This window comes from Serratia sp. X10 (genome assembly GCF_017811775.1).
Classification (GTDB): Bacteria; Pseudomonadota; Gammaproteobacteria; order Enterobacterales; family Enterobacteriaceae; genus Serratia; species Serratia ureilytica.
Genome location: NZ_JAEIOH010000004.1, coordinates 557,621 through 584,025, shown reverse-complemented (window position 1 = coordinate 584,025; position 26,405 = coordinate 557,621). Strand labels below are relative to the sequence as shown.

Sequence of the window (26,405 nt, the reverse complement as noted above, 5' to 3'; positions counted from 1 at the left end):
AGCGTTTATTTCGCTTTCCTCTCGCTGACCCGGCGGCTTGTCAGTCGTTGTTCCCGGTCAGTGGAGGCGCATTATAGGGAGTTCTCGGCGGGCCGCAACCCCTAAATGCAAAAAACTTTTCAAGCGCTCAAATAACCACCAAAAACGCCTTTTTAGGATGTTTATTAGGCAAAAAATACCGGTTTTAGGGCAGTAATAGCGGCAACCCCTGTAAATAGGGACAAACGAAGATAAAGAAAAGGGAGCGGTCCCCCGCTCCCTTTCATCTTTATTATCCTTAATCGCCGTTATTGGCGGGCAACGATATGGTCGTTTTCCACATCCAGCGTCACCAGCTTGCCAGGTATCAGCTTGCCGGACAGGATTTGTTGCGCCAGCGGGTTCTCGATTTCCTGCTGAATAGCGCGTTTCAACGGGCGCGCGCCATACACAGGGTCGTAGCCGGTTTTGCTTAACAGCGCCAGGGCCGGTTCGGTCATGGTCACTTCATAACCGCGCTCTTCCAAACGCTTGTACAGACGCGACAGCTGAATCTTGGCGATCGCGGCGATGTGTTTCTCGCCCAGCGGGTGGAACACCACCACTTCGTCGATACGGTTGATGAACTCCGGACGGAAGTGGTGACTCACCATCTCCATCACCGACTCTTTCATCTGCGCGTAGTTCATCTGACCGAAATGCTCTTGGATCAGATCGGAACCCAGGTTGGACGTCATGATCACCACGGTATTGCGGAAATCGACGGTGCGGCCTTGACCATCGGTCAGGCGACCGTCATCCAACACCTGCAACAGAATATTGAACACGTCCGGGTGCGCTTTCTCGACTTCATCCAGCAGAATCACCGAATAAGGCCGGCGACGTACGGCTTCCGTCAGGTAGCCGCCCTCTTCATAACCGACATAGCCCGGAGGCGCGCCGACCAGACGCGAAACGGAGTGTTTCTCCATAAACTCGGACATATCGATACGCACCATGGCGTCGTCGCTGTCGAATAGGAACGAAGCCAGCGCCTTGCAAAGCTCGGTTTTCCCCACCCCGGTCGGACCGAGGAACAGGAACGAACCGATCGGCCGGTTAGGATCGGACAACCCGGCACGGCTGCGGCGGATCGCATTGGAGACTGCGCTGACCGCTTCGTCCTGGCCAATCACTCGCGAATGCAGTTCTTGTTCCAGGCGCAGCAGCTTGTCGCGCTCGCCTTCCAGCATTCTTGCGACCGGGATCCCGGTCGCACGCGCCAGCACTTCGGCAATCTCCGCATCGGTCACCCGGTTGCGCAGCAGCTTCATGCTCTTGCCTTCGGCCTGCGTGGCGGCGGCGAGCTGTTTTTCCAGCTCAGGGATTTTGCCGTACTGCAGTTCCGACATCCGCCCCAGATCGCCGACGCGACGCGCCTGCTCCAGGGTGATTTTGGCCTGCTCGAGTTCTGCCTTGATGTTTTGGGTGCCGGAGAGCGACGCTTTTTCCGCTTTCCACTCTTCTTCCAGCTCCGAGTATTCGCGCTCTTTCTGCCCCAGCTCATCGCTCAGCATGTCCAGGCGTTTCTTGCTGGCGTCATCAGACTCTTTATTCAGCGCCTGCTGTTCCAGTTTCAATTGGATTATGCGGCGCTCAAGCCTGTCGAGCGACTCCGGCTTGGAGTCCATCTGCATGCGAATGCTGGACGCCGCTTCGTCGATAAGGTCAATCGCCTTGTCCGGCAATTGACGATCGGCGATATAGCGGTGCGAAAGCGTTGCCGCCGCCACAATGGCCGGGTCGGTGATCTGCACGTGGTGGTGCAGTTCGTAACGCTCTTTCAGGCCGCGCAGAATAGCAATGGTGTCTTCCACGCTCGGCTCAGCCACATACACTTTCTGGAAACGACGTTCGAGCGCCGCATCCTTCTCTATATATTGACGGTATTCATCCAGCGTGGTGGCACCGACGCAGTGCAGTTCGCCGCGCGCCAGCGCCGGCTTCAGCATGTTGCCTGCGTCCATCGCACCATCCGCCTTACCGGCGCCGACCATGGTATGCAGTTCGTCGATAAACAGGATAACGCTGCCTTCCTGCTTGGCCAGATCGTTGAGCACGCCTTTCAGACGCTCTTCAAACTCGCCGCGATATTTGGCGCCGGCGATCAAGGCGCCCATATCGAGGGACAATACGCGCTTGTGCTTCAGCCCTTCCGGCACTTCGCCGTTAATGATGCGCTGCGCCAGGCCTTCGACGATGGCGGTTTTACCCACGCCAGGCTCGCCGATCAACACCGGGTTGTTTTTGGTACGGCGTTGCAGCACCTGAATGGTGCGACGGATCTCTTCGTCACGGCCGATCACCGGGTCAAGCTTGCCCTGCTCAGCACGTTCGGTCAGATCGATAGTGTATTTCTTCAATGCCTGCCGTTGGTCTTCGGCGCCTTGGTCTTCCACGCTGTCACCGCCTCTCATTTGTTCAATGGCTTTGCTGATTTTGTCGGCCGTCGCGCCGGCCGCTTTCAACAAGTCGGTCAACGAGCCGCGGTCTTCCAGCACCGCAAGCACAAACAGCTCGGAAGAAATGAATTTGTCCGCACGCTTTTGCGCCAGCTTGTCGCACAGGTTCAAAACGCGCACCAGCTCGTGGGACGGTTGAACGTCGCCACCGGTGCCTTCTACCTGCGGTAAACGGGACAGCGCCTGTTCGATCTCGGTGCGCACACGCCCGGCATCGATACCTGCGGAAGTTAATAGTGGACGAACCGTGCCCCCTTCCTGATTGAGCAGAGCGCTCATCAGATGTAGCGGTTCAATAAACTGGTTGTCGTGCCCAAGGGCTAGTGACTGGGCATCGGCGAGGGCAAGCTGGAATTTGTTGGTAAGACGATCCAGACGCATAACACCTCCAAGATGGGTCGAAATTGCTACTGGAGATTAAATGAGGTCATCCCTCAAATTTTCAAGGTTATCTCGACGCTAAATTTTCGGTACAACGCCATGCGTCGTTGGATCGTCCTAATTCAATAGGTTATATCAGCCAGATTAAACTTGCCAGACGTCCGGTTATTCCATCGCGTCGATAGGAGAAAAAATGGCTCATTTCGTTAACCGTACAGCGGTCGCCGCCATAAATGGCCTGAACGCCCGCACGCAACAAGCGTTGGCGAGCCAGCAAGTAGATATTAGCCAAAAACTTATCGCCATGCGGGGTAAATGCCGCAGCGGCCTCTGCGTCTTCCGCCATGAAAGCGGCGCGCACCTCCGGCCCGACCTCAAACTGCTGCGGGCCGATCGCCGGCCCCAGCCAGGCGCTGATTTGGCCCGGTGCGGCGCTGAACGCCGCCACGGTTTGCTCCAGCACGCCGTGGCATAGCCCACGCCAACCGGCGTGAGCGGCGGCCACTTCGTCGCCGTGCTGCGAGCAGAACAGCACCGGCAGACAATCCGCCGTCATCACTGCGCACACCTGACCCGGCACGTTGCTGTACACCGCATCCGCCCGCAGATCGGCGGGCGCTTGTCCCGTCAACGTCACCACGCGAGTGCCGTGCACCTGCTCGAGCCATACCGGCATCTGCGGCAAGCCGGCGGCGGTAACCAACCTTTCCCGATTGCGCTTCACCGCTTGCGCCTCGTCACCCACGTGAGCGCCGAGGTTCAGCGAGTCATAAGGTGGCAGGCTGACGCCACCATCGCGCGTGGTGCTGCAAGCTTTAACGCCGGGAGGCAACGGCCAGTCGGGCAGAATGAGCGAGTGCATTACCAGTCCATCTGATCTTTGAATTCTTCGGTGTCCGCCTTCAGCGCGTTGATCAGATCGACCATGTCCTGCGGCAGCGGCGCATGCCACTCCATCTGGATGCCGCTGATCGGGTGATACAAACGCAGCATGGTAGCGTGCAGCGCCTGGCGGTCAAAGCCGCGCAGCGTGTTGATGAAGGCCTCCGAAGCGCCTTTCGGCGGACGCGGACGGCCGCCGTACAGCGGATCGCCCACCAGCGGATGGCTAATGTAAGCCATGTGCACGCGGATCTGGTGAGTACGGCCGGTTTCCAGGCGCAGGCGCAGACGAGTGTGCGCGCGGAAGTGCTCCATAATGCGATAGTGCGTCACCGCCGGCTTACCCATCGGGTGCACCGCCATGTGAGTGCGCTTGGTAGAGTGGCGCGCGATAGGCTCCTCTACCGTACCGCCTGCCGTCATGGTGCCGATCGCCACCGCTTCGTATTCACGGGTGATTTCGCGCGCCTGCAGCGCCTCCACCAGCCGGGTTTGCGCCGGTACGGTCTTCGCCACCACCATCAGACCGGTGGTGTCTTTATCCAGACGGTGCACGATGCCGGCACGCGGCACGTCGGCGATTTCCGGGTAGTGATGCAGCAGCGCATTGAGCACCGTGCCGTCCGGATTGCCGGCGCCAGGGTGCACCACCAAATCGCGCGGCTTGTTGATCACCAGGATGTCGCTGTCTTCATAGACGATATCCAGCGCGATATCCTGTGGCTCCCAACGCGCTTCTTCTTCTATCTGTGCATCGATGGCGACTGTCTCTCCGCCCAGCACCTTCTCTTTCGGTTTGTTTGACGTTTTGCCATTGACCTTCACCCGATCGCCCAGGATCCACTCTTTTATGCGAGATCGTGAATAATCAGGGAACAATTCGGCCAAAGCCTGATCTAAACGTTGTCCGAGTTGAGATTCGGCCACCGTTGCGGTGAGTTGTACTTGTTGTGCCATATGCAGCTTCTTCGTTAACGTTGGGTTTTCACGGCGATGCCGTTTAATATAATGTGCTATTGTACCTGGTCTTTGTCGGGAGCTTAACGGACAGTCTCCCGGAATAACACCCTGAGGATAATCAAAACGTCATGACGCGTATGAAATATCTGGTGGCGGCAGCCACGTTGAGCCTGGCGCTGGCAGGTTGCTCCACATCCAAGGATGCGGTTCCCGACAACCCGCCTTCGGAAATCTATGCTACCGCGCAGCAAAAACTGCAGGACGGTAACTTCAAGGGCGCGATTACGCAACTCGAAGCGTTAGATAACCGCTATCCTTTCGGGCCGTATTCCCAGCAGGTCCAGCTGGATTTGATTTACGCCTATTATAAGGCTGCCGACTTGCCGATGGCTCAGGCATCCATCGATCGCTTCATGCGCCTGAATCCGACGCACCCGAACATCGATTACGTGATGTACATGCGCGGCCTGACCGACATGGCGCTTGATGACAGCGCGCTGCAGGGCTTCTTCGGGGTTGACCGTTCGGACCGCGATCCTCAGCACGCTCGCGCTGCGTTCCGCGACTTCAGCCAGTTGATTCAGCAATACCCGAACAGCCAATACGCAACCGACGCCAACAAGCGTTTGGTGTATCTGAAAGATCGTTTGGCCAAGTATGAGCTTTCGGTGGCGGAATACTACACTAAACGTGGTGCTTACGTCGCGGTCGTTAATCGCGCCGAGCAGATGTTGCGTGAATTCCCGGATACCAAAGCGACGCATGACGTGTTGCCGCTGATGGAAAATGCCTACAAGCAGCTGCAGCTGAACGGCCAGGCTGACAAAGTGGCCAAAGTGATCGCCGCCAACCCGCAATAAGCGCGCGTCGGCACCGGCAGAAAAACCAAACGGCAGCCAAGGCTGCCGTTTTCATTGGCGTCGACCTGGTTTTTACTGGAAAAATACACAAGTAAAAACACGGTGTTAGCGAGCGCTCCTCACCGGTCAACTCATCGATAATGCGCCATCCGGCGGCAACTCTCAAGCATTAGATAGCCAATTCAAATGCTGAATCACAGATTGAACTAACTTTGCAAAAAGTGACAAAAAATCGTGATTTACATCACGCATTTAAACAAAAAGCGGGGTATGCTGGGTTCACCAAGACGGAAAGACAGAGAGGTAAGTTATATGACATTGAACATTACCAGCAAACAAATGGATATCACTCCCGCCATCCGCAATCACGTCGAAGACCGTCTCACCAAACTGGAAAAATGGCAGACCCAGCTGATTAACCCGCATATCGTCTTATCCAAAGAGCCGCAAGGGTTTGTCGCCGACGCTACCATTACCACGCCTAACGGCCCGCTGGTCGCCAGCGCCAAACATGACGACATGTATACCGCCGTTAATGAGCTTATCGCCAAGCTGGAGCGCCAGTTGAACAAGGTGCAGCACAAAGGCGAAGCGCGCCGCTGCAATGCCAGCGTGAAAGACATTGTGCCGGAAGTCACGCAAGAGCAGGAATAACCGTCCGACAGCGATTGCCGCATCAAACGCGCCCGAGGGCGCGTTTTTTGTCGGGTATTTTTGTTGACGGGCTAAAGACCAGCGGTTACTTTAAAACCTGTTCACAACAACCTTAGGTAGACCATGCCACGCACACCGTTTTTCTTCGCATTCTTTTTTACCTTCCCCTGACTGGGAGGCGTTTCGTCGTGTGAGAAAGAATGCGAAGACGAACAACAAGGCCTCCTGGAGACAGGGGGCTTTTTTTATGGCTGTTTTACAACGAATAAGAACAGAAGGCGGAAGCTGATTATGACTGACAACCCGTTATTGGTGCTGCGCGAGCGCATCAGCGCACTGGACTTGAAACTGTTGGCCTTGCTGGCGGAACGCCGTGAGCTGGCGATCGAAGTCGGCAAGACCAAGCTGCACTCTCACCGCCCGATCCGTGACAAAGAGCGCGAACGCGATCTGCTGGATGCGCTGATCGCCGCCGCCAAGCCTTACGATCTGGACGGTTTTTACGTCACCCGTCTGTTCCAACTGATTATCGAAGATTCCGTTCTGACCCAGCAGGCGCTGCTGCAGCACCAGCTCAACCCCGTCAGCCAGCATTCCGCCCGCATCGCCTTCCTAGGCCCGAAAGGCTCTTACTCGCATCTGGCGGCGCGCCAATATGCCGCCCGCCATTTCGATCGGCTGCTCGAATGCGGCTGCCAGAAGTTTCAGGATATTTTCGCCCAGGTGGAAACCGGCCAGGCAGACTACGCGATTTTGCCGATCGAGAACACCAGCTCCGGTTCGATAAACGAGGTCTACGATCTGCTGCAACACACCAGCCTGTCGATCGTCGGCGAACTGACTAACCCGATCAATCACTGCGTTCTGATCGCCGGCGACAGCGATCTGAGCCAGATAGAAACCGTCTACAGCCATCCGCAGCCGTTCCAACAGTGCAGCCAGTTCCTTAACCGCTTCCCGCACTGGAAAATCGAATACACCGAAAGCACGGCGGCCGCGATGGAGAAAGTCGCCAAGCTGAATTCGCCGAAGGTGGCTGCGCTGGGCAGCGAGGCCGGCGGCGCGCTGTACGGGCTGCAGGTGCTGGAACACAATCTCGCCAACCAGCAGCAAAACATCACTCGCTTTATCGTCCTGGCGCGCAAAGCGATCGACGTCTCCGAACAGGTGCCAGCCAAAACCACGCTGATCATGGCAACCGGCCAACAATCCGGCGCGCTGGTCGAAGCGCTGCTGGTATTGCGCGATAACGGCATCATCATGACCAAGCTGGAATCACGTCCGATCAACGGCAATCCGTGGGAGGAGATGTTCTATATCGATGTACAGGCCAACCTGCGCGCCGAGGCGATGCAAAAAGCGCTGCGCGATCTGGCGCCGATCACCCGTTCGCTGAAGGTGCTGGGCTGTTACCCAAGCGACACCGTGGTGCCGGTCAACCCGTCGTGAAACCATAAAAAAAGGGTTCGGCCAAGCCGAACCCTCCATAATCTGCTGCCCGCGCTTTACTGCCGACTATCGTTAGCCTGCCGCAACAGCGTGCGGCTCTCCACCAGGAAGCGTTGGGCGTAATCGCCGAACCAATGCTCTACCTTGCGGAAGCTCTCGATAAACGCCTGTTTGTCGCCATGCTCCAACAGCTTTATCGCCTCGCCGAAGCGCTGGTAGTAACGCTTAATCAGCGCCACGTTTTCTTCCGACGACATAATGATATCGGCGTACAGCTGCGGATCCTGCGCGAACAGACGGCCAACCATGGCCAGCTCCAGCCGGTAGATTGGCGAAGAGAGCGCCAGCAGTTGCTCCAGTTGCACGTTCTCTTCCGCCAGGTGCAGCCCGTAGGCGAAGGTAGCGAAGTGCCGCAGCGCCTGAATAAACGCCATATTCTGATCGTGCTCGGCCGCGCTGATGCGATGCAGCCGCGCGCCCCACACCTGCAACTGTTCAAGCAGCCACTGATACGCCTCCGGCTGGCGGCCGTCGCAGTAGACCACCACCTGCTTGGCCACGCTGCCCACGTCCGGACCGAACATCGGATGCAGACCGACCACCGGGCCGCTGTGCGCCGCCAACATCGCGTGCAAAGGCCGGTTCTTCACCGACGCCAGATCCACCAGAATACAATCGGCAGGCAGCGTCGGCAGGCGGCTTATCACCTGCTCGGTCACGTGGATCGGCACGCTGACGATCACCATGCCGGCATCCGCCAACAGCTGCTCCGCCTGCGGCCAATCTTCCTGATCCAACACCCTGACCTGATAACCCGACAACGTCAGCAAGCGATTGAACAACCTGCCCATTTGGCCGTTGCCGCCGATAATGACGATCGGCCGCAGCTGCGGGCACAGGGTTTTAAAGCCCTTGTCGTTCTCGCTGACGTAAGACTCCCGCATCACGCGGCGCAACACATCTTCGATCAGATCCGGCGGCACGCCGAGATTTTCCGCCTCCCGGCGGCGCGAAGCCAGCATCGCGGCTTCTCGCTCCGGTACGTAAACCGGCAGGCCATGACGGCTTTTGACTTCGCCCACTTCCGCTACCAGATGCAGGCGTTTCGCCAGCAGATCCAGCAGCGCTTTATCCACCTCATCGATTTGATCGCGCAGCGCGGTCAGTTCTGCCACCATAACTTACTTTTCTCCCGTGCGGGCCGTCAGCGCAGCGCCGAGTTCCTGATGCATATGGCGCAACAGGGTTTCCGTACTCTCCCAGTTGATGCAGGCGTCGGTGACGGACACACCGTAACGCATGTCTGCACGCGGCTGTTCGGAAGACTGATTGCCCTCATGCAGATGGCTCTCCAGCATAATGCCGGTGATTGAGCGGTTACCCGCCTTGATCTGCTCCACCACGGACTCGGCAACCGCCGGCTGACGGCGATAGTCTTTATTCGAGTTGCCATGGCTGCAATCTATCATCAAGGACGGGTGGAGTCCCGCCTCAAGCATCTGTTTTTCACAGGCCGCAACGTGCTCAGCGCTGTAGTTCGGCGTTTTGCCGCCGCGCAGGATCACGTGCCCATCCGGGTTGCCCTGAGTCTGCAGCAGGCAAACCTGGCCTGCCTGGTTAATGCCGACGAAGCGATGCGGCATGGCAGCGGCGCGCATGGCGTTGATAGCGGTGCCCAGGCTGCCGTCGGTGCCGTTTTTGAACCCGACCGGCATCGACAGGCCGGATGCCATTTCCCGGTGGGTCTGAGATTCGGTGGTACGCGCGCCGATCGCCGACCAGCTGAACAAATCGCCCAGGTACTGCGGGCTGTTCGGATCCAACGCTTCGGTAGCCAACGGCAAGCCCATGCCCACCAGATCCAGCAACAGGCGACGCGCGATATGCAAGCCTGCTTCAACGTCAAACGAACCGTCCATGTACGGATCGTTGATCAAACCTTTCCAGCCGACAGTGGTTCTGGGTTTTTCAAAGTAGACGCGCATAACGATATACAGCTGATCGCTCAAGTCAGCCGCCAGGGTTTTCAAACGACGGGCGTAGTCCAGCGCCGCATCCGGATCGTGGATCGAACAAGGCCCACACACCACCAACAGGCGATGATCGCGCCCCTGCAAAATGTTGGCGATGGTGTTACGCGCAGTGGCGATTTCATTTTCGTCGTCGGCGCTGAGCGGGAACTGGTTCTTCAGCTCCTCCGGTGTGATGAGAACCTGTTCTGCACTGATGTGTACGTTATTGAGCGCGTCTTTTTGCATGATGCTATTCCTGTCGTTTGGCGTTATGCGTTGAAATGGAACATTGAGCGTTTCAGGGGTCTACCCTATCACGATATGTAAAGTTTTCAATCCATTTTCCGTAAATAAAATATTACCGTCATTATCTTGCTTAAACCACCTTTGATTCAGGGTTGCTTAAATAGATTTAAACCCAACAAATACAATATATTAAACAATTAAACAGCCCATCATCACGCTGTAACCTCCCCTGCCTAACAAAGCCATTTATCGTAAACATATCTGTACATTATATTTTACAGCGAGAATGCGCGCCCCATCTCGGCACCGACGACCGGGCGAAGCAGCATCAGCACGAAATGCCGTCGAAAGCGATGAATTTAAGTAGAAGAAAAGCGAATAAATGAGGGATAAAAATTAAAAACTTAAGCTAATGGCGGCTATTTTTGTCGCCGAAATGAACCGATATAATGTGGCCGTCATCAACAATAATCACCCTTAACAACTGGATCCAAGATGCTCTCTTCCCGCGCTCGTCGCGCTTTTCCGCTGTATATTTGCTGCTTAACGACTTTCACCAGTGTTTCAGCCCTTGCCGACAATACGCTTTTCACCGCGATGGACGATCCGGCCACCGCCAAGAAACCGTTCGAAGGCAACGTGCAGGCGGGCTACAACGCCCAGTCCGGCAACTCGCAGAGTTCCACTCTGTTGGCCAATACCAACATGACCTGGTTCAACACCGACGCGGCGTACAGCCTGTGGGGGGCGGCCAACAACACCACCTCCTCCAACGTGCGCTCGTCCGAAAAGTATCAGGCCGGCGGCCGTACGCGCTATAACCTGACCGATCGCAACTACCTGTTCGGCCAGGCCAGCTGGCTGAGCGACCGTTTCAACGGTTACGACTCACGCTCCACGCTGACCAGCGGCTATGGCCGTCAAATCCTCAACGGGCCGCTCAGCGACCTGCGGGTGGAATTCGGTCCCGGCGTGCGCCATGACGAATACCATGGCGGCGGCCGTTCGACCAAAGGGCTGGCCTATGGCGCGGCCAACTATTCCTATCAGCTCACCGACAACACCAAGTTCATTCAGGGCGTCTCAGCACTGGCGAACGAAGAAACCACGCTGAACTCGGAAAGCGCGTTGAACGTAGCGATCAACGATCGCTTTTCACTGCGCGTAGCTTACACCGTGACCTACAACAGCAAGCCACCGGCCTCCGCGCCGAAGAACACCGACACGACAACCTCGGTCACGCTGGTCTACGGCCTGTAACCTGCCCGCCCATTATTTCTCGAAGCCCATCATCGATGGGCTTTTTTATGTCTGCAGTCACCTTTTGCACAATCTGCTAAAAATATTCACCCCACCCATTGACGACTTTAGCAAATAGCTTAATACTGTATGCATATACAGTAATTATTATACAGGCCAGGAGCATGACGGATATCGATAGCGAGCTGCCACGCATCGATACCTTCGGATCCCGAGGTTCTGTAAACGAAGCGAGCATAAGCTATGGAGAAAATCACCTCATTCATCACCTATGCCATGGCGCTGTTCCTCGCCTGGCTGGGCAAACTGTCTCCGCAGGACATTGCCTTTTTAGTCGGTGCCGCAGTAGGCATCGGCACTTTCCTGGTGAACTGGTATTACCGACGTAAAAGCCTGCAGATCTTGAAGGCTATTGAGCGCAATGCGGCATCACGGAGGAAAATTTTCGATGAGTGCAATCGTTAAACGCTGCAGCGTCGCCGCCGTTTTAGCCATCGCCGTGTGGTTGCCATCGTTCGGCGAGCTGCAAACCTCAGCAACCGGCCTCAGGCTGATCGCCGATCTCGAAGGTTGCCGACTGTCTCCTTACCAGTGCAACGCCGGGGTATGGACACAGGGCATTGGGCACACCGCCGGCGTCATCCCGGGCAAGGCGATAGATGAACGGAAAGCCGCTGTGGATTTGGTAGACGATGTTCGCCGCACCGAGCGCGGCATGGCCGCCTGTCTGCCGCAAACGCTCTCGCAAGAAACCTATGATGCGGTGATCGCCTTCGCCTTCAACGTGGGTATCAGCGCCGCCTGCCATTCCACGCTGGTCGCGCTGCTGCAGCAGGGTCAGTGGCAGCAGGCCTGCGATCAGTTGCCACGCTGGGTTTATGTAAATGGAAAGAAAAACAAGGGGCTGGAACAGCGACGCGCCAAGGAACGCGCACTGTGCTTGCAAGGTATTGCCTCATCATGACGGGCTCGCTCGCCTAAGTGGTGATGCCACAACAATTTCACTTAATTTGTTCAAGGGGGTTCTTATGATGCACTGTCCATTATGCGGTCACGTGGCCCACACTCGCTCCAGCCGCTATCTGAGCGAGTCGACCAAAGAGCGTTACCATCAATGCCGCAACATCAATTGCAGCTGCACGTTCGCCACGCACGAGTCCGTCGCGCGGGTGATCGTCAAACCTGGCGATGACATTATCCCGGCGCAGCCTCACCCGCCGGAGAGTCAGCAGAAACACAGCGCCGCAGTGCTGTAATGCAAAAAGCCTGCTTATGCAGGCTTTTTAATGTCGCTACAACGTGGCCAAATCTCGCAAATGCAACGCAGCCGGATTTTCAGATAAAAAAAGGGGTTGGCATAGGCCAACCCCTGATAACTATTAACTTTTGGATGCAGCGTTAGTTAACGCGGTTCAGACGCTCTTTGATACGAGCAGCCTTACCAGTACGTTCACGCAGGTAGTACAGTTTAGCTTTACGAACGGCACCACGACGTTTAACAGTAATGCTGTCGATTACTGGGGAGTGAGTCTGGAATACGCGCTCAACACCTTCGCCGTTGGAAATCTTACGAACAGTGAATGCAGAGTGCAGACCGCGGTTACGGATAGCGATAACCACGCCCTCGAATGCCTGCAGACGTTTTTTGCTACCTTCAACGACCCATACCTTCACTTCCACGGAATCACCCGGACGGAATGCAGGTACGTCTTGTTTCATCTGCTCTTGTTCAAGTTGCTTAATAATGTTGCTCATAATATGTCTCTTACCCTAGGTAAACTGATATTTCGGTCCCGTCTGATGTCAGACGTTTCCTTCATAGTCCTGTTGCCTGGCCTGATGTTCCCGTTGGAACTCAGCCAGCAACACCGCTTGCTCGTCAGTCAGAGCTAGGCTTTCTAGAAGTTCAGGTCTTCTAAGCCAGGTTCGGCCCAGCGACTGCTTTAAGCGCCAGCGACGTATCTCGGCATGGTTGCCCGACAGCAGAACCGGCGGTACCTCCATCCCTTCCAACACCTCGGGGCGGGTATAGTGCGGGCAGTCCAGCAATCCGTCGGCGAAGGAGTCTTCCTCCGCTGAGGCCTGATGGCCCAGCACACCCGGTATGAAACGGGCGACTGAATCAATCAGGGTCATCGCCGGCAGTTCCCCGCCGCTGAGAACGTAATCGCCGATTGACCATTCTTCGTCAATTTCGGTTTGGATTACGCGCTCGTCTATCCCTTCGTAACGGCCGCACACCAGAATCATCTTCTGATTGGCCGCCAGTTCGCACACGCCGGTTTGATCCAGCTTGCGCCCCTGAGGTGACAGATAAATCACCTTTGCTCCCTCGCCTGCCGCTGCTTTCGCCGCATGAATGGCTTCCCGTAAAGGTTGCACCATCATCAGCATTCCCGGGCCGCCGCCGTAAGGGCGATCGTCCACGGTACGATGCCGGTCGTAGGTGAAGTCGCGCGGACTCCAACACTGCACGCTCAGCAGGCCATTTTTTACTGCCCGGCCAGTCACCCCGTAATCGGTGATAGCGCGGAACATCTCAGGAAACAGGCTTACAATACCGATGAACACAAGCCAATCCCCTTACCGTTATTCCACTTGCTTCGACCGTTTGATCCGGGGGTCAAAAACCAGGATCCCAATCTGCCTCAATCACGCGGGCAGTGAGATCGACTTTCTTGATAACCTGCCCATGAAGAAACGGAATCAACCGCTCCTTCATGCCGAACGCATCTTTCAGGTTCGCTTTCACAACCATCACATCGTTCGAGCCGGTTTCCATCATATCGATGACTTTACCCAGCTCGTAGCCGGCGGAGGTGACTACCTGGCAGCCCATCAGGTCTTTCCAGTAGTAATCATCACCCTCCAACGGAGGAAGTTGATCGGAATCCACCATAATCTCGCGATTAGTCAGCAGATTCGCCGCGTCCCGATCGTCAATGCCTTTGACTTTGATGATCAGATCCTGACTGTGGCGCTTCCAGTCTTCCAACTCGATATGCTGCCACTGACCCGCCTGCTGGATAAACCACGGCTGATAGTCAAAAATGCTTTCGGCGTTCTCGGTGGATGAAAACACTCTGAGCCAACCACGAATGCCGTAAGCGGACCCCATTTTACCGAGTACAATCGGCGCGATCGGCGCTACCGGTTTGAGTTGCTTGCTCATTGCCACCACCGCGACAGATTAAGCTGCTTTCTTAGCGTCTTTGATCAGCGCGTGAACGCGATCAGAAACGGTTGCACCCAGACCAACCCAGTGCTCGATGCGGTCCAGGTCCAGACGCAGTGCTTCAGCCTGACCGGAAGCGATCGGGTTGAAGAAGCCTACGCGCTCGATGAAACGACCATCACGAGCGTTGCGGCTGTCGGTCACTACTACTTGATAGAACGGACGCTTTTTAGCGCCGCCACGTGCCAAACGAATTGTTACCATAACATCCTCTTTAGTTAATAAAACAGCCGGGCCCCATTGAGGGACGGGGCCCGGTTGCAATATAAAAAGCCCGAAAATTTTACTCATTTTGGCGCAAAAAGCAATCTAAAGCGTCGATCGCAGGGGACAACTTTTGCAGCCTGTCAAATTTCGGGCGGTTTTCACCGCGAACGGCGAATGCTGAAAGCGCCCGCACTCGGCGTGCGGAGGCCCGTCAGCGGCCTGGGAAGCCCGGCGGCATCATGCCTTTCATGCCGCGCATCATCTTCGCCATGCCGCCTTTCTTCATCTTCTTCATCATACGCTGCATTTCGTCGAACTGCTTCAGCAAGCGGTTGACGTCCTGCACCTGCATGCCGGCCCCCATCGCGATGCGGCGCTTGCGCGAGCCCTTGATGATTTCCGGTTTGGCGCGCTCTTTCAGCGTCATCGAATTGATGATCGCCTCCATGCGCACCAACACTTTGTCGTCCATCTGCGACTTGACGTTATCCGGCAGCTGGCCCGCGCCCGGCAGCTTGCTCAGCATATTGGCCATGCCGCCCATGTTGCGCATCTGCTTGAGCTGCTCCAGGAAGTCGGTCAGATCGAAACCGTCGCCCTTCTTCAGCTTGTTGGCCAGTTTCTCCGCCTGCTCGCGGTCGACCTTGCTTTCGATATCTTCGATCAGCGACAGCACGTCGCCCATGCCCAGGATGCGTGACGCCACGCGATCCGGATAGAACGGCTCCAGCGCTTCGGTCTTCTCGCCGACGCCGAGGAACTTGATCGGCTTGCCGGTGATGTGGCGGATGGACAGCGCCGCGCCGCCGCGCGCATCGCCGTCGACCTTGGTCAGCACCACGCCGGTCAGCGGCAGCGCTTCGTTAAACGCCTTGGCGGTATTGGCGGCGTCCTGGCCGGTCATGGCGTCGACCACGAACAGGGTTTCCACCGGCTTGATGGCCGCGTGCACCTGTTTGATCTCGTCCATCATCGCTTCGTCAACGTGCAGACGGCCGGCGGTATCGACGATCAGTACGTCATAGAACTTCAGCTTGGCCTGCTGCAACGCGCGGTTGACGATGTCGATCGGTTTTTCTTTGACGTCGGACGGGAAGAAATCGATGCCGACACCTTCCGCCAGCGTTTCCAGCTGTTTGATCGCCGCTGGGCGATAAACGTCCGCGGAAACCACCAACACTTTCTTCTTCTGTTTTTCTTTCAGGAACTTGCCGAGCTTACCGACGCTGGTGGTTTTACCGGCGCCCTGCAGGCCCGCCATCAGCACCACCGCCGGCGGCTGTGCCGCTAGGTTCAGCTCGGTGTTGACTTCGCCCATCGCGGCGATCAGCTCGCCCTTGACGATCTTGACGAACTCCTGCCCCGGCGTCAGGCTCTTGTTGACTTCATGGCCAACCGCGCTCTCTTTTACGCGGTTGATGAAGTCGCGCACCACCGGCAGCGCAACGTCCGCTTCCAGCAAAGCCATACGCACTTCACGCAGGGTTTCCTTGATATTTTCTTCGGTCAGCCGCCCGCGGCCGCTGATATTGCGCAACGTGCGCGACAATCGATCGGTTAAATTTTCAAACATCGTCTCATGCTCAACGTGTAATGACAGGCCGCTCCGGCGACACAATTGCGCCGATGATAACACGAAGCGAGCAGGATCTCTGCCTCAGCGTTGGAGATAGGTTGGAGTGAAACGCGCGCAACGTTATACTGACACTCCAATTAACCACGCCGAAGCAAAATTAAACGCTATGCCAGTTTTCTCCATTGTGGCTTTGATGGCCTACCTGCTCAGCCTTGGACTGATCATTCCCAGTTTGTTGCGGAAGAACAGCGCATACCGTCGGCTTGCCCTCGTCTCGGCGGTGGTCGCGCTGATTTGCCACGCCATCGCGCTGCAGCAGCGCATCTTTGACGTCAGCGCCGGGCAGAATCTCAGCCTGCTGAACATTGGTTCCATCGTCAGCCTGATCATCTGCTCGGTGATGACCTTCGTCGCTTCGCGCGATCGCGGCTGGTTCCTGCTGCCAATTGTCTACAGCTTCGCGATGATCAACCTGGCCTTCGCCAGCTTTATGCCCGGCGAGTTCATCACTCACCTGGAGGCCAGCCCGGAACTGATGGTGCATATCGGCCTGGCGCTGTTCTCTTACGCCACCCTGATCATCGCTGCGCTCTATGCCTTGCAGCTCGCCTGGCTCGACTACCTGTTGAAAAACAAGAAGCTGACCTTCAGCGCCGACATGCCGCCGCTGATGAGCATTGAGCGCAAGATGTTCCATATCACCCAGATCGGCGTGGTGCTGCTGACGCTCACCCTGTGCACCGGCCTGCTGTACATGGATAATCTGTTCAGCAAAGAGAACGTGCATAAAGCCGTGCTGTCGATCATGGCCTGGTTCGTGTATATCGTGCTGTTGTGGGGCCACTACCATGAGGGCTGGCGCGGCCGCCGCGTCGTCTGGTTCAGCTTCGCCGGCGCCTTCCTGCTGACGCTCGCCTACTTCGGCAGCCGTCTGATTCAGCAGGTGATGGTGCGCTAGGCCAGCCTGGCTCAATTCTCCCTCTCTATAAGGAATACTGCATTGGAGCATGTGTCGACGGGGACCCTCATCATTATCCTGGTGATCATGATCGTGGTCTCCGCTTACTTCTCCGCCTCCGAAACCGGCATGATGACGCTCAACCGTTATCGCCTGCGTCACCTGTCCAAACAGGGCAACCGCTCGGCGCGTCGGGTCGAGAAGCTGCTGCAAAAACCGGATCGGCTGATCGGCCTGGTGCTGATCGGCAACAACCTGGTCAACATCCTCGCTTCGGCGCTGGCGACCATCGTCGGCATGCGGCTGTATGGCGATCTCGGCGTGGCGATTGCGACCGGCATACTGACTTTCGCCGTGCTGCTGTTCGCCGAAGTGCTGCCGAAGACCTTCGCCGCACTCTATCCGGAACGCATCGCCTTCCCCAGCAGCGTCCTGCTGGCGCCGTTGCAAAAGGTGATGTTCCCGCTGGTCTGGCTGCTCAACGGCATCACTAGCCTGACCTTGCGCCTGTTCGGCATTCGCACCAACGTGCGCATCAGCGACGCCGTCAGCAAGGATGAGCTGCGCACCATCGTGCGCGAATCCCAGTCGCAGATCTCCCGCCGCAATCAGGACATGCTGATCTCGGTGCTGGATCTGGAAAAGGTGACGGTCAACGACATCATGGTGCCGCGCACCGAGATCGTCGGCATCGACGTCAACGACGACTGGAAGTCGATCATGCGCCAGCTGACCCACTCGCCGCATGGCCGCATCGTGCTGTATCGCAGCTCGCTGGACGATGCGATCGGCATGCTGCGCGTGCGCGAAGCCTATCGCCTGATGACCGAGAAAAAAGAGTTCAACAAAGAGAACCTGCTGCGCGCCGCCGATGAGATCTATTTCGTTCCGGAAGGCACGCCGCTCAACGTGCAGCTGGTGAAATTCCAGCGCAACAAAGAGAAGGTCGGCATCGTGGTCGACGAGTACGGCGACATTCAGGGCCTGGTCACGGTGGAAGACATCCTCGAGGAGATCGTGGGCGATTTCACCACCTCGATGTCACCCACGCTGGCGGAAGAAGTCACGCCGCAGAGCGACGGTTCGGTCTTGATCGACGGCACCGCCAACGTGCGCGAGCTGAACAAGGCCTTCAACTGGACCTTGCCGGCCAACGAGGCTCGTACCGTCAACGGCATGCTGCTGGAAGAGCTGGAAGAGATCCCCGACATCGGCACCCGGGTGCGCATCGGTCATTACGATATCGACATCCTCGACGTGCAGGGCAACATGATTAAACAGGTGCGGGTCACGCCGATCACCTCGCTGCAGTCCAGCGTCGGCCATCATTAGTCCTCGGCCAGAACGTAAAAAAGACGCGAAATCGCGTCTTTTTTTATCTCTGCGGGCCACGCACGACTAGATATGCAATTCCTGCAGCTTCTCTTTCGGCAGCGCCAGCTCGTCGTTGTGGTTCACCACCACGCCGTTATCCAGAATGTGCTTGGCGATTTCCTGCGCTTCTTCCAGCGAGTGCATATGGTAGGTGCCGCACTGGTACTCGTTAAGCTCAGGGATCTTGCGCTGGTCGGTCACTTTCAGCACGTCGGCCATCGCCGCTTTCCAGGCATCGGCAACGCGCTGCTCTTCCGGCACGCCGATCAGGCTCATGTAGAAACCGGTGCGACAGCCCATCGGGGAGATGTCGATAATTTCCACGCCCTGGCCGTTCAGGTGGTCACGCATAAAGCCGGCGAACAGGTGCTCCAGCGTGTGAATGCCGCGCTCGGGCATCACTTCCAGGTTCGGGCGGCAAAAGCGCAGATCAAACACCGTGATGGTATCGCCATGAGGCGTTTTCATGGTTTTTGCAACGCGGACAGCCGGAGCTGCCATACGGGTATGATCGACGGTAAAGCTATCCAGCAATGGCATTTCGCTACCTCCTCGTAAAAGAGCATTTATTTCGAAACTTTTTTTCCTAACCGGGAAACCTTTTCCAACCCTGCGAGTCTGAGTATGTGAAAGACGCGCATTTGTTATCATCATCCCTGTCATCAGAGATGCATATTTGGCCACATTGATGTGGCCTTTTTCTTTTTCAGCTTCCGCCGTTTTGCTTCAGGAACGCTTCAAAGCTTAGCGTATCATTGGCTTCTATGTCGCGTTGACGCTGCCACGAGGCTTCCCGCTCTTTATCCAGCTCGGCTTCGTTCAGGATTTCCAACGGTTCTTCCAGCAATGTCTGGCGATACTGCTCCGCCAACTGCAAACCGACGCGCCCGGTGCCTTCCGCCTTCATCGCCTTGAGAATGCGCGCGGAGAAGGTCAATTCAGGGTCGTCGAACGCGGCGACCAGTTCATCGCACACCTGCTGGTATTGACGATCGCCGGCTTCGCCGTCCAGCACTTCCGCCACCCGACGCAGATCGGTGAACAGCGCCTTGCCGACTTTATCCAGCGGCTCATGGCTGGCGCCACAGCCGATGCCGATGGTCTGACCCGGTTTGCGCCCTTCCAGAATCACCCGGTTCCAGTTCTTGCGCGTGCACAGCAGCTCATCGCTGCTCATCTCCGGTGCATCCGCCAGCGCGCACCACACCAGGAACAGATCCAGGAAACGCGCCTGCACCGCATCCACGCCGATCGGCGAGAACGGGTTGATATCCAGCGAACGCACTTCAATGTATTCGATACCGCCGCGCAGCAGCGCGTCCGACGGCGTCTCGCCGCTTTGGGTCACGCGCTTTGGCCGGATCGGCGCATACAGCTCGTTCTCGATTTGCAGCACGTTGCTGTTCAACTGCAGGTAGCGATCGCCCTCTTTCACGCCCAGCTTGGCGAACTCTTCGGAAGGCGTGGCGATCGCCCGCTTCAAACCGGCCACATAGCTGTGCAGATCGTTGAAGGTGATGCCCAGATTACTCTGCGATTTATTGGTATAACCCAAGTCGCTCAAGCGCAGCGAAGTGGCGTACGGCAGGTAGCACATCCCCTGCTCGGTGCGCTCGAACGGCAGAGTGGTCTCGCGCCCTTTGAGGAACGAAGAACAAATGGCCGGCGATGCGCCGAACAGATACGGGATCACCCAGCCGAAACGGTAATAGTTGCGGATCAGGCGGAAATAACCGGCCGAGATCTGCTCTTTACCGCTTTCTGCGTCCTGCACGCCGGCCCAGGCCTGCCAAAACTCCAGCGGCAACGAGAAGTTGTAGTGCACGCCGGAAATGGTCTGCATCAGCGCGCCATAGCGATTCTTCAGCCCTTCACGGTACAGCGTCTTCATGCGGCCGATGTTCGACGAACCGAACTGCGCCAGCTCGATGTCCTGCTCGGCTTCGATAAAGCACGGCATGCTGAGCGGCCACATGCGCTCATCGCCAATGTTGCGCGCCACGTAGCGATGAATATCGCGCAGGAACGTCAGCAGGTGATCGATATTGTCATCAACCGGCGTAATGAACTCTAACAGCGCCTCGGCGAAATCCGTGGTGATCCAATGGTGCGTCAATGCCGCCCCCAGCTTTTCCGGATGCCCGGTGGTCGCCAAGGTGCCGTTCGGCGTGACTCGCAGCGTTTCACGCTCGATGCCGCGACGAATGCCTTTTAATGCCTGGGGATGGGCTTCCAACCAAGAAAGCGCCTGTGATACGTCCGGGATCAAATTGACCTCCCGCTTCTAAAAACAATAACTCGTAAGCATACTGAATCCGCATCCGAGAGAATATTGAGTTATATTCACTTGGTTACTGCCACCAGGCGATGCCCTGTACCGTTATCATAGCCAAAACGATGTAACGCAGCGCCTTTCCGATACACAGAAACAGCGCGACAGAGCCCCAGGGCATGCGCAGCCAACCTGCCAACACGCACAACAAATCGCCCACCACCGGCACCCAGCTGAGCAACAGCGCAGCCGGGCCAAAGCGTTGCAGCCACCCGAGCGCCGTTGCCAGCCCCCGCTGTGGTTTCAACGCCGGTAACAGGCGCCCGATAATGACATTGGTCAACCCGCCAAGAGTGTTGCCCAGGGTCGCGGCCAGCACCAGCAACTCCGGCGAGACGCGACTCTGGGTCAGCAAGGCGACCAGAACGATTTCTGAATTTCCCGGCAGCAGCGTCGCACTGAGGAAGCTGCTGCCAAATAACGATATTATGGCTAGCGTACTACTCACAGCGTACGAACGTCTACCACAGCCATGCCGGCATTTTTCGCCGCCTGAATGCCAAACTCGGCGTCTTCAAACACCACGCATTTTTCCGGCGGCACGCCGATCAGTTCGGCACAGCGCAGGAAGGTATCCGGCTCCGGTTTATGGCGCTGCACGTCGTCCGCACCGACGATCGCGTCGAAGCAGTTGAACAGGCCGAGATGACGCAGCAGCATTTCCGCCATGCGGTGCTCGCTGCCGGTGCCGACCGCCATCGGACGGCGGCCATGATAGGATTTCACCACCTCGATCAATGGCAATGGACGCACGCTATCCAGCAGCATCGCTTCCACCGCGCGCGTTTTCTCCGCCGCCAGGTGATGGGGATCGAGATCGGCCTGATGGCTGGCGATAATCGCCTGAGCGATGCGCCAGGTCGGTGAACCGCTCAGCGCCACCATTGCCGCTTCATCAAACGTCATGCCATAACGGGACAGCACTTCGCGCCACGCTTTACGGTGCGTTGGCTCAGTGTCCAGAATCGTGCCGTCCATGTCGAAAATAAGACCCTGATAGCGGTCGTACATCGTTACTCCATGATCGTTGAGGAAAGAAAACTACTTTAGCGTAAAGCCGTTGGGTTGTCGCTGACTGCGTCATAGCGGAATGTGCTGTGATCGATCGGGTGCAAAGAAAGAAAGGGGTGAAGAGAGAATAGCGAAATGCTGAAAAGCGAAAAACCCGCCAAAGCGGGTTTCTCTTAGATGGTGCATCCGGGAGGATGATTCGGCGCCAACGCCTCACCCTGCGGGCCGTTGCTAAAGCAACGTTATCCTCCCCAAGGACACTTTCTTTTCTCCCACCCACTTGAAGATTTCTCTTCGCGATACGGGGAGTTAAACATGGTGCATCCGGGAGGATTCGAACCTCCGACCGCTCGGTTCGTAGCCGAGTACTCTATCCAGCTGAGCTACGGATGCATGACTGCTTTTGCCGCTTGCCTGTTTCACGAATAACAGAAAAGCAAAAACCCGCTAAGGCGGGCTTCTCTTAGATGGTGCATCCGGGAGGATTCGAACCTCCGACCGCTCGGTTCGTAGCCGAGTACTCTATCCAGCTGAGCTACGGATGCATTACTATTTTTACCGCGTGCCGGCTTTGCTAATAAAGCCAGACTTGAAGAATGGTGCATCCGGGAGGATGATTCGGCGCTAGCGCCTTACCCTGCGGGCCGTTGCTGAAGCAACGTTATCCTCCCTGGGAACACTTTCTTTTCTTCCACCCGCTTGAAGATTTCTCTTCGCGACGAGTGAGATTAAGAATGGTGCATCCGGGAGGATTCGAACCTCCGACCGCTCGGTTCGTAGCCGAGTACTCTATCCAGCTGAGCTACGGATGCACAGGAATTCTTTTTTGATACCGTATGGTACGTTGTTACTACCCCACCATACTGCAAAATATGGTGCATCCGGGAGGATTCGAACCTCCGACCGCTCGGTTCGTAGCCGAGTACTCTATCCAGCTGAGCTACGGATGCAAATGGCGGTGAGGCGGGGATTCGAACCCCGGATGCAGCTTTTGACCGCATACTCCCTTAGCAGGGGAGCGCCTTCAGCCTCTCGGCCACCTCACCATACGCTTCTTTCGAATTGTGCCTAACTTGCTTTGGAGAAGCTCATCGGCACTGCGTGGCGCACATATTACTTTCTCCGACTTTTAAGTCAAACAATTTTTCCCAACTCATGTGCGTTTGCACAATTCACACCCAACATGGGCGATTTCACGGCAAAAAGGGCGTTTTATCAACAGGCAACCGCAACGTCTGCAGCAATAAAGCAGGAAACTAACCGGGAAAATAATCACGAAAAATAGAGGGGAGAACGAAAGAAGTGGGTAAAACGATGCAGTAGCGTCTCGTCTGGCAACGAGACGCTGCTTCGGAATCAGTAAGTCGTCTGCTGAGACTTCTCTGCCTGAATGCGCTGATAGATTTCTTCACGGTGAACTGAAACCTCTTTGGGGGCGTTCACACCAATACGCACCTGGTTGCCTTTTACCCCTAGCACAGTGACCGTAACCTCATCGCCAATCATGAGGGTTTCACCAACTCGACGAGTCAGAATTAACATTCTTTGCTCCTTGAAAGATTAAAAGAGTCGGGTCTCTCAGTTTCCCCGTCATTATCCATCATATGTGGTGAAAACGTAAGCCGCGCAATCCACAATAAGTGTAAGCAGACTTGGTCCCACCTCAGATAATGGTAAGTTTAGCCGACCAGAAAAACTTTGTTCCCGCAATTGTAACTAAATTGTGTTAGCACAGTATGAAAACGCCATAATCAACAAAGTATTATGGCGTTTGTCCGTGCTATTTATTTATGTTCACAGCTTTGAGGCCACCCAGGCTTCTACGCTGTTTAACGCCGCTGGCAGGGCGTTGATATCCGTCCCCCCCGCCATCGCCATATCAGGGCGACCACCGCCCTTGCCGCCGACCTGCTGCGCCACGTTGCCGATCAACTCGCCGGCTTTCACGCGGTCAGTCAGATCCTTGGTCACGCCCGCGACCAGGCTGACTTTGTCATCAGCCGTCGTCGCCAACACGATAATGGCCGAACCCAATTGATTTTTCAGGTCATCCACCATGGTGCGCAGCATTTTGGCTTCGACATTGTCCAACTGGCTGACCAACAGCTTCACGCCGTTAACCACTTTCGCCTGGCTGGACAGCGACGCGCTTTCCTGCGCCGCCTGCTGATCCTTCAGTTGCTGCAGTTCTTTTTCCAGCACGCGCGTGCGATCGAGCACCGAGCGCACTTTATCGGTCAGGTTGTTGCTGTCGCCCTTCACCAACTGAGCAACGTCTTGCAACAAATCGCTTTGCTGATGCAGCGTAGCGATAGCGCCAGCGCCGGTCACCGCTTCAATACGGCGGATGCCCGCCGCGGTGCCCGACTCGCTCAGAATGCGGAACAGACCGATATCGCCGGTGCGGCTGGCGTGGGTGCCGCCGCACAGCTCGGTGGAGAAGTCGCCCATGGTCAGCACGCGCACGTTGTCGTCGTACTTCTCACCGAACAGCGCCATTGCGCCCTTCTCTTTGGCGTCTTCCAACGCCATCAGCTCGGTCTGCACCGGCAGGTTACGACGCACCTGCTGGTTAACCAGATCTTCCACCGCGCGGATTTGTTCCGGCTTCATCGCTTCGAAATGCGAGAAGTCGAAGCGCAGGTATTTGTCGTTAACCAGCGAGCCTTTCTGCGCAACGTGCTCACCCAACGTTTGGCGCAACGCGGCGTGCAACAGGTGGGTTGCGGAGTGGTTCAGACGGATGCTGTTGCGACGCTCGGTATCGATCTGCGCGTCAACGCGATCGTTCAGCTTCAGCGAACCCTGCGCCAGCTTGCCTTGATGGCCGATAGCCTGGCCGTATTTCTGGGTGTCGTTGACCACAAATTCTGCGCCGGCGGCTTTCAGCACGCCTTTATCGCCGACCTGGCCGCCGGATTCACCGTAGAACGGCGTCTCGTCCAGCACCACCACCGCCTCTTCGCCGGCGTTGATCTGCTCGACCGGCTGGCCATCACGGAACAGCGCGATCACCTTCGCCTGCTGCTCGTCATGATCATAGCCGCTGAACTGGCTGCTGCCGTCCACGCGGATCAGGCTGTTGTAGTCGGCGCCGAAACCGCTGGATTCGCGCGCGCGGCGGCGCTGCGCTTCCATCGCTTCTTCAAAGCCCACTTCGTCGACTTTCAGACCGCGCTCGCGGCAGACGTCTGCGGTCAGATCCACCGGGAAGCCGTAGGTGTCGTACAGACGGAAAGCGGTCTCGCCGTCCAGGGTATCGCCCTGCAGCTTGGCCAGCTCTTCGTCCAACAGCGCCAGCCCACGCTCCAGCGTGCGAGCAAACTGCTCTTCTTCGGTTTTCAGCACCTGCTCCACCAGCGATTGCTGGCGTTTCAGCTCGTCGGCCGCCGGGCCCATCACTTCGATCAGCGGCGCCACCAGCTTGTAGAAGAAGGTGTCTTTCGCACCCAGCATGTTGCCATGGCGGATCGCGCGACGAATGATACGGCGCAGCACGTAGCCGCGGTTTTCGTTAGACGGGATCACGCCGTCCGACACCAGGAAGGCGCAGGAACGAATGTGGTCGGCGATAACGCGCAGGGATTTGTTGTCCAGATCGGTCGCGCCGGTCACTTTCGCCACGGCGGCGATCAGGGTGCGGAACAGGTCGATCTCATAGTTGGAGTTCACATGCTGCAACACCGCCGCGATACGCTCCAGACCCATACCGGTATCCACCGAAGGTTTCGGCAGCGGCAGCATGGTGCCGTCGGACTGACGGTTGAACTGCATGAAAACGATGTTCCAGATCTCGATGTAGCGGTCGCCGTCTTCTTCCGGGCTGCCCGGAGGGCCGCCCCAGATGTGATCGCCGTGATCGTAGAAAATCTCGGTGCACGGGCCGCATGGGCCGGTATCACCCATCTGCCAGAAGTTATCTGAAGCGAAAGGCGCGCCCTTGTTATCGCCGATGCGGATAATGCGCTCGGCCGGTACGCCGATTTGCTTCTGCCAGATGTCGAAGGCTTCGTCATCGGTTTCATACACGGTGACCCACAGTCTCTCTTTCGGCAGGTTGAACCAGTTTTCACCGGTCAGCAGTTCCCACGCGTAGCTGATAGCGTCGTGCTTGAAGTAATCGCCGAAGCTGAAGTTGCCCAGCATTTCAAAGAAGGTGTGGTGACGAGCGGTATAACCGACGTTTTCCAGGTCGTTATGCTTGCCGCCTGCGCGCACGCAGCGCTGCGAGGTGGTGGCGCGGGAATAGGCGCGTTTGTCGAGCCCCAGGAAAACATCCTTAAATTGGTTCATGCCGGCATTGGTAAACAGCAATGTCGGATCATTGTTAGGCACCAGGGAGCTGCTTGCTACAACCTGATGACCCTTACTATGAAAGAAATCGAGAAACGCTTGACGGATCTCAGCGGTGCTCTTGCTCATAATTTTCCTGGAAAGGCTAGAATAACGACACGTGAGCCGGTGGCGCGTCATCCCGACGATGACAACCAGCTCACGAACAAAAAGTGGGGATAAGATAAATTTTCTT

Annotated in this window: 27 protein-coding genes, 5 tRNA genes and 1 other annotated feature; of the genes, 11 read left to right on the top strand and 21 right to left on the bottom strand. The window is 56.7% G+C overall.

Annotation, left to right across the window (positions count from 1 at the left end):
* Positions 1-287: 287 nt before the first annotated feature.
* The 3 genes from clpB to rluD all read right to left on the bottom strand — a co-directional run bounded on the left by clpB (position 288) and on the right by rluD (position 4,700).
* Positions 288-2,861 carry an ATP-dependent chaperone ClpB gene (clpB, locus tag J9788_RS17035; protein WP_025301647.1) on the bottom strand — a complete coding sequence of 858 codons (2,574 nt, stop codon included), beginning with the start codon at positions 2,859-2,861 and terminating at the stop codon, positions 288-290.
* Positions 2,862-2,991: 130 nt separating this feature from the next.
* The gene (gene yfiH, locus J9788_RS17030) at positions 2,992-3,723 is read right to left on the bottom strand and encodes a purine nucleoside phosphorylase YfiH (protein WP_182265308.1); all 732 of its coding nucleotides are present in this window, start codon (positions 3,721-3,723) and stop codon (positions 2,992-2,994) included.
* Positions 3,723-4,700: a 23S rRNA pseudouridine(1911/1915/1917) synthase RluD gene (gene rluD, locus J9788_RS17025; protein ID WP_004932452.1), complete on the bottom strand. Its 978-nt coding sequence runs from the start codon at positions 4,698-4,700 to the stop codon at positions 3,723-3,725. Before rluD ends, yfiH begins: the two co-directional genes overlap by 1 nt.
* A 131-nt stretch (positions 4,701-4,831) precedes the next feature.
* Here rluD and bamD point away from each other — a divergent pair, with 131 nt between their 5' ends.
* The 4 genes from bamD (at position 4,832) to pheA (ending at position 7,666) form a co-directional block, all read left to right on the top strand.
* Positions 4,832-5,563: an outer membrane protein assembly factor BamD gene (gene bamD / locus J9788_RS17020; RefSeq protein ID WP_004932456.1), complete on the top strand. Its 732-nt coding sequence runs from the start codon at positions 4,832-4,834 to the stop codon at positions 5,561-5,563.
* A 312-nt stretch (positions 5,564-5,875) separates the two neighbouring features.
* Positions 5,876-6,217, top strand: a complete 342-nt coding sequence (raiA, locus tag J9788_RS17015) for a ribosome-associated translation inhibitor RaiA (protein WP_004932457.1) — start codon at positions 5,876-5,878, stop codon at positions 6,215-6,217.
* 122 nt (positions 6,218-6,339) lie between these two features.
* Positions 6,340-6,466 (top strand) — a sequence feature (Phe leader region).
* Positions 6,341-6,388: a hypothetical protein gene (locus tag J9788_RS17010; protein WP_101428074.1), complete on the top strand. Its 48-nt coding sequence runs from the start codon at positions 6,341-6,343 to the stop codon at positions 6,386-6,388. (Overlaps the previous feature by 48 nt.)
* Positions 6,467-6,508: 42 nt before the next feature.
* The gene (gene pheA / locus J9788_RS17005; RefSeq protein ID WP_182265307.1) at positions 6,509-7,666 is read left to right on the top strand and encodes a bifunctional chorismate mutase/prephenate dehydratase; all 1,158 of its coding nucleotides are present in this window, start codon (positions 6,509-6,511) and stop codon (positions 7,664-7,666) included.
* 56 nt (positions 7,667-7,722) lie between these two features.
* Here the strand turns inward: pheA and tyrA are convergent, their stop codons facing one another.
* Positions 7,723-8,844 carry a bifunctional chorismate mutase/prephenate dehydrogenase gene (gene tyrA / locus J9788_RS17000; protein ID WP_033641935.1) on the bottom strand — a complete coding sequence of 374 codons (1,122 nt, stop codon included), beginning with the start codon at positions 8,842-8,844 and terminating at the stop codon, positions 7,723-7,725.
* 3 nt (positions 8,845-8,847) lie between these two features.
* Positions 8,848-9,924 (bottom strand): 3-deoxy-7-phosphoheptulonate synthase, encoded by a 1,077-nt coding sequence (locus J9788_RS16995; protein WP_016929016.1) that lies wholly within the window; start codon positions 9,922-9,924, stop codon positions 8,848-8,850.
* A 495-nt stretch (positions 9,925-10,419) separates the two neighbouring features.
* Here J9788_RS16995 and J9788_RS16990 point away from each other — a divergent pair, with 495 nt between their 5' ends.
* From J9788_RS16990 to J9788_RS16975, 4 genes are all read left to right on the top strand, one after another.
* On the top strand, positions 10,420-11,184 hold the full coding sequence (locus tag J9788_RS16990) for a YdiY family protein (RefSeq protein WP_033641933.1): 765 nt from the start codon (positions 10,420-10,422) through the stop codon (positions 11,182-11,184).
* A gap of 243 nt (positions 11,185-11,427) precedes the next feature.
* Positions 11,428-11,649 carry a holin gene (locus J9788_RS16985; RefSeq protein ID WP_033652732.1) on the top strand — a complete coding sequence of 74 codons (222 nt, stop codon included), beginning with the start codon at positions 11,428-11,430 and terminating at the stop codon, positions 11,647-11,649.
* Entirely contained in the window at positions 11,633-12,148 is a 516-nt protein-coding gene (locus J9788_RS16980; RefSeq protein WP_182265306.1) for a lysozyme, read from the top strand. Before J9788_RS16985 ends, J9788_RS16980 begins: the two co-directional genes overlap by 17 nt.
* Positions 12,149-12,212: 64 nt before the next feature.
* A complete protein-coding gene (locus J9788_RS16975; RefSeq protein WP_182265305.1) occupies positions 12,213-12,440 on the top strand; it encodes an ogr/Delta-like zinc finger family protein in 228 nt (75 codons plus the stop codon).
* A gap of 142 nt (positions 12,441-12,582) precedes the next feature.
* Here J9788_RS16975 and rplS read toward each other — a convergent pair whose 3' ends face one another.
* The 5 genes from rplS to ffh form a co-directional block, all read right to left on the bottom strand.
* Complete coding sequence (gene rplS, locus J9788_RS16970) at positions 12,583-12,939, bottom strand: 50S ribosomal protein L19 (RefSeq protein ID WP_015376707.1); 357 nt, start codon at positions 12,937-12,939, stop codon at positions 12,583-12,585.
* A gap of 48 nt (positions 12,940-12,987) precedes the next feature.
* The gene (trmD, locus tag J9788_RS16965; RefSeq protein ID WP_004932485.1) at positions 12,988-13,755 is read right to left on the bottom strand and encodes a tRNA (guanosine(37)-N1)-methyltransferase TrmD; all 768 of its coding nucleotides are present in this window, start codon (positions 13,753-13,755) and stop codon (positions 12,988-12,990) included.
* Positions 13,756-13,807: 52 nt separating this feature from the next.
* Positions 13,808-14,356, bottom strand: coding sequence for a ribosome maturation factor RimM (rimM, locus tag J9788_RS16960; RefSeq protein WP_004932489.1), 549 nt, complete (start codon positions 14,354-14,356; stop codon positions 13,808-13,810).
* 18 nt (positions 14,357-14,374) lie between these two features.
* A complete protein-coding gene (rpsP, locus tag J9788_RS16955; protein ID WP_004932501.1) occupies positions 14,375-14,623 on the bottom strand; it encodes a 30S ribosomal protein S16 in 249 nt (82 codons plus the stop codon).
* A 214-nt stretch (positions 14,624-14,837) separates the two neighbouring features.
* Entirely contained in the window at positions 14,838-16,199 is a 1,362-nt protein-coding gene (gene ffh / locus J9788_RS16950; RefSeq protein WP_004932504.1) for a signal recognition particle protein, read from the bottom strand.
* 169 nt (positions 16,200-16,368) lie between these two features.
* Here ffh and J9788_RS16945 point away from each other — a divergent pair, with 169 nt between their 5' ends.
* Positions 16,369-17,160 carry an inner membrane protein YpjD gene (locus J9788_RS16945; protein ID WP_004932506.1) on the top strand — a complete coding sequence of 264 codons (792 nt, stop codon included), beginning with the start codon at positions 16,369-16,371 and terminating at the stop codon, positions 17,158-17,160.
* Between the two features lie 42 nt (positions 17,161-17,202).
* Positions 17,203-18,492 (top strand): HlyC/CorC family transporter, encoded by a 1,290-nt coding sequence (locus J9788_RS16940; RefSeq protein ID WP_046898169.1) that lies wholly within the window; start codon positions 17,203-17,205, stop codon positions 18,490-18,492.
* A 66-nt stretch (positions 18,493-18,558) separates the two neighbouring features.
* Here J9788_RS16940 and luxS read toward each other — a convergent pair whose 3' ends face one another.
* The 11 genes from luxS to alaS all read right to left on the bottom strand — a co-directional run bounded on the left by luxS (position 18,559) and on the right by alaS (position 26,299).
* Positions 18,559-19,074, bottom strand: a complete 516-nt coding sequence (gene luxS, locus J9788_RS16935; protein ID WP_004932513.1) for an S-ribosylhomocysteine lyase — start codon at positions 19,072-19,074, stop codon at positions 18,559-18,561.
* A 166-nt stretch (positions 19,075-19,240) separates the two neighbouring features.
* On the bottom strand, positions 19,241-20,803 hold the full coding sequence (gshA, locus tag J9788_RS16930) for a glutamate--cysteine ligase (RefSeq protein ID WP_046898168.1): 1,563 nt from the start codon (positions 20,801-20,803) through the stop codon (positions 19,241-19,243).
* Between the two features lie 82 nt (positions 20,804-20,885).
* The gene (locus tag J9788_RS16925) at positions 20,886-21,314 is read right to left on the bottom strand and encodes a YqaA family protein (RefSeq protein ID WP_046898167.1); all 429 of its coding nucleotides are present in this window, start codon (positions 21,312-21,314) and stop codon (positions 20,886-20,888) included.
* Positions 21,311-21,877, bottom strand: coding sequence for a fructose-1-phosphate/6-phosphogluconate phosphatase (gene yqaB / locus J9788_RS16920; RefSeq protein WP_033641908.1), 567 nt, complete (start codon positions 21,875-21,877; stop codon positions 21,311-21,313). The genes J9788_RS16925 and yqaB overlap by 4 nt, the downstream gene beginning before the upstream one ends.
* 316 nt (positions 21,878-22,193) lie before the next feature.
* Positions 22,194-22,270: transfer RNA gene (locus tag J9788_RS16915), tRNA-Arg, on the bottom strand.
* Between the two features lie 75 nt (positions 22,271-22,345).
* Positions 22,346-22,422, bottom strand: a tRNA-Arg gene (locus J9788_RS16910).
* A 190-nt stretch (positions 22,423-22,612) separates the two neighbouring features.
* Positions 22,613-22,689: transfer RNA gene (locus J9788_RS16905), tRNA-Arg, on the bottom strand.
* 61 nt (positions 22,690-22,750) lie between these two features.
* Positions 22,751-22,827 (bottom strand) — tRNA-Arg (locus J9788_RS16900).
* 3 nt (positions 22,828-22,830) lie between these two features.
* A tRNA-Ser gene (locus J9788_RS16895) sits at positions 22,831-22,923 on the bottom strand.
* 310 nt (positions 22,924-23,233) lie between these two features.
* Positions 23,234-23,419: a carbon storage regulator CsrA gene (gene csrA, locus J9788_RS16890; RefSeq protein WP_004091602.1), complete on the bottom strand. Its 186-nt coding sequence runs from the start codon at positions 23,417-23,419 to the stop codon at positions 23,234-23,236.
* A 252-nt stretch (positions 23,420-23,671) separates the two neighbouring features.
* Entirely contained in the window at positions 23,672-26,299 is a 2,628-nt protein-coding gene (alaS, locus tag J9788_RS16885) for an alanine--tRNA ligase (RefSeq protein WP_046898166.1), read from the bottom strand.
* Between alaS and J9788_RS16880 the strand changes: the two genes are divergently transcribed.
* Positions 26,249-26,392, top strand: coding sequence for a hypothetical protein (locus J9788_RS16880; RefSeq protein WP_162180460.1), 144 nt, complete (start codon positions 26,249-26,251; stop codon positions 26,390-26,392). The genes alaS and J9788_RS16880 overlap by 51 nt on opposite strands.
* The last annotated feature ends 13 nt before the right edge of the window (positions 26,393-26,405 follow it).

What these genes read in the sequence shown, in the direction of transcription:
- clpB (WP_025301647.1), bottom strand. Translation starts at nt 2,861, where the DNA reads ATGCGTCTGGATCGTCTTACCAACAAATTCCAGCTTGCCCTCGCCGAT.
- yfiH (WP_182265308.1), bottom strand. Translation starts at nt 3,723, where the DNA reads ATGCACTCGCTCATTCTGCCCGACTGGCCGTTGCCTCCCGGCGTTAAA.
- rluD (WP_004932452.1), bottom strand. Translation starts at nt 4,700, where the DNA reads ATGGCACAACAAGTACAACTCACCGCAACGGTGGCCGAATCTCAACTC.
- bamD (WP_004932456.1), top strand. Translation starts at nt 4,832, where the DNA reads ATGACGCGTATGAAATATCTGGTGGCGGCAGCCACGTTGAGCCTGGCG.
- raiA (WP_004932457.1), top strand. Translation starts at nt 5,876, where the DNA reads ATGACATTGAACATTACCAGCAAACAAATGGATATCACTCCCGCCATC.
- pheA (WP_182265307.1), top strand. Translation starts at nt 6,509, where the DNA reads ATGACTGACAACCCGTTATTGGTGCTGCGCGAGCGCATCAGCGCACTG.
- tyrA (WP_033641935.1), bottom strand. Translation starts at nt 8,844, where the DNA reads ATGGTGGCAGAACTGACCGCGCTGCGCGATCAAATCGATGAGGTGGAT.
- J9788_RS16995 (WP_016929016.1), bottom strand. Translation starts at nt 9,924, where the DNA reads ATGCAAAAAGACGCGCTCAATAACGTACACATCAGTGCAGAACAGGTT.
- J9788_RS16990 (WP_033641933.1), top strand. Translation starts at nt 10,420, where the DNA reads ATGCTCTCTTCCCGCGCTCGTCGCGCTTTTCCGCTGTATATTTGCTGC.
- J9788_RS16985 (WP_033652732.1), top strand. Translation starts at nt 11,428, where the DNA reads ATGGAGAAAATCACCTCATTCATCACCTATGCCATGGCGCTGTTCCTC.
- J9788_RS16980 (WP_182265306.1), top strand. Translation starts at nt 11,633, where the DNA reads ATGAGTGCAATCGTTAAACGCTGCAGCGTCGCCGCCGTTTTAGCCATC.
- J9788_RS16975 (WP_182265305.1), top strand. Translation starts at nt 12,213, where the DNA reads ATGATGCACTGTCCATTATGCGGTCACGTGGCCCACACTCGCTCCAGC.
- rplS (WP_015376707.1), bottom strand. Translation starts at nt 12,939, where the DNA reads ATGAGCAACATTATTAAGCAACTTGAACAAGAGCAGATGAAACAAGAC.
- rimM (WP_004932489.1), bottom strand. Translation starts at nt 14,356, where the DNA reads ATGAGCAAGCAACTCAAACCGGTAGCGCCGATCGCGCCGATTGTACTC.
- rpsP (WP_004932501.1), bottom strand. Translation starts at nt 14,623, where the DNA reads ATGGTAACAATTCGTTTGGCACGTGGCGGCGCTAAAAAGCGTCCGTTC.
- ffh (WP_004932504.1), bottom strand. Translation starts at nt 16,199, where the DNA reads ATGTTTGAAAATTTAACCGATCGATTGTCGCGCACGTTGCGCAATATC.
- J9788_RS16945 (WP_004932506.1), top strand. Translation starts at nt 16,369, where the DNA reads ATGCCAGTTTTCTCCATTGTGGCTTTGATGGCCTACCTGCTCAGCCTT.
- luxS (WP_004932513.1), bottom strand. Translation starts at nt 19,074, where the DNA reads ATGCCATTGCTGGATAGCTTTACCGTCGATCATACCCGTATGGCAGCT.
- yqaB (WP_033641908.1), bottom strand. Translation starts at nt 21,877, where the DNA reads ATGTACGACCGCTATCAGGGTCTTATTTTCGACATGGACGGCACGATT.
- csrA (WP_004091602.1), bottom strand. Translation starts at nt 23,419, where the DNA reads ATGTTAATTCTGACTCGTCGAGTTGGTGAAACCCTCATGATTGGCGAT.
- J9788_RS16880 (WP_162180460.1), top strand. Translation starts at nt 26,249, where the DNA reads ATGAAAGAAATCGAGAAACGCTTGACGGATCTCAGCGGTGCTCTTGCT.
- alaS (WP_046898166.1), bottom strand. Translation starts at nt 26,299, where the DNA reads ATGAGCAAGAGCACCGCTGAGATCCGTCAAGCGTTTCTCGATTTCTTT.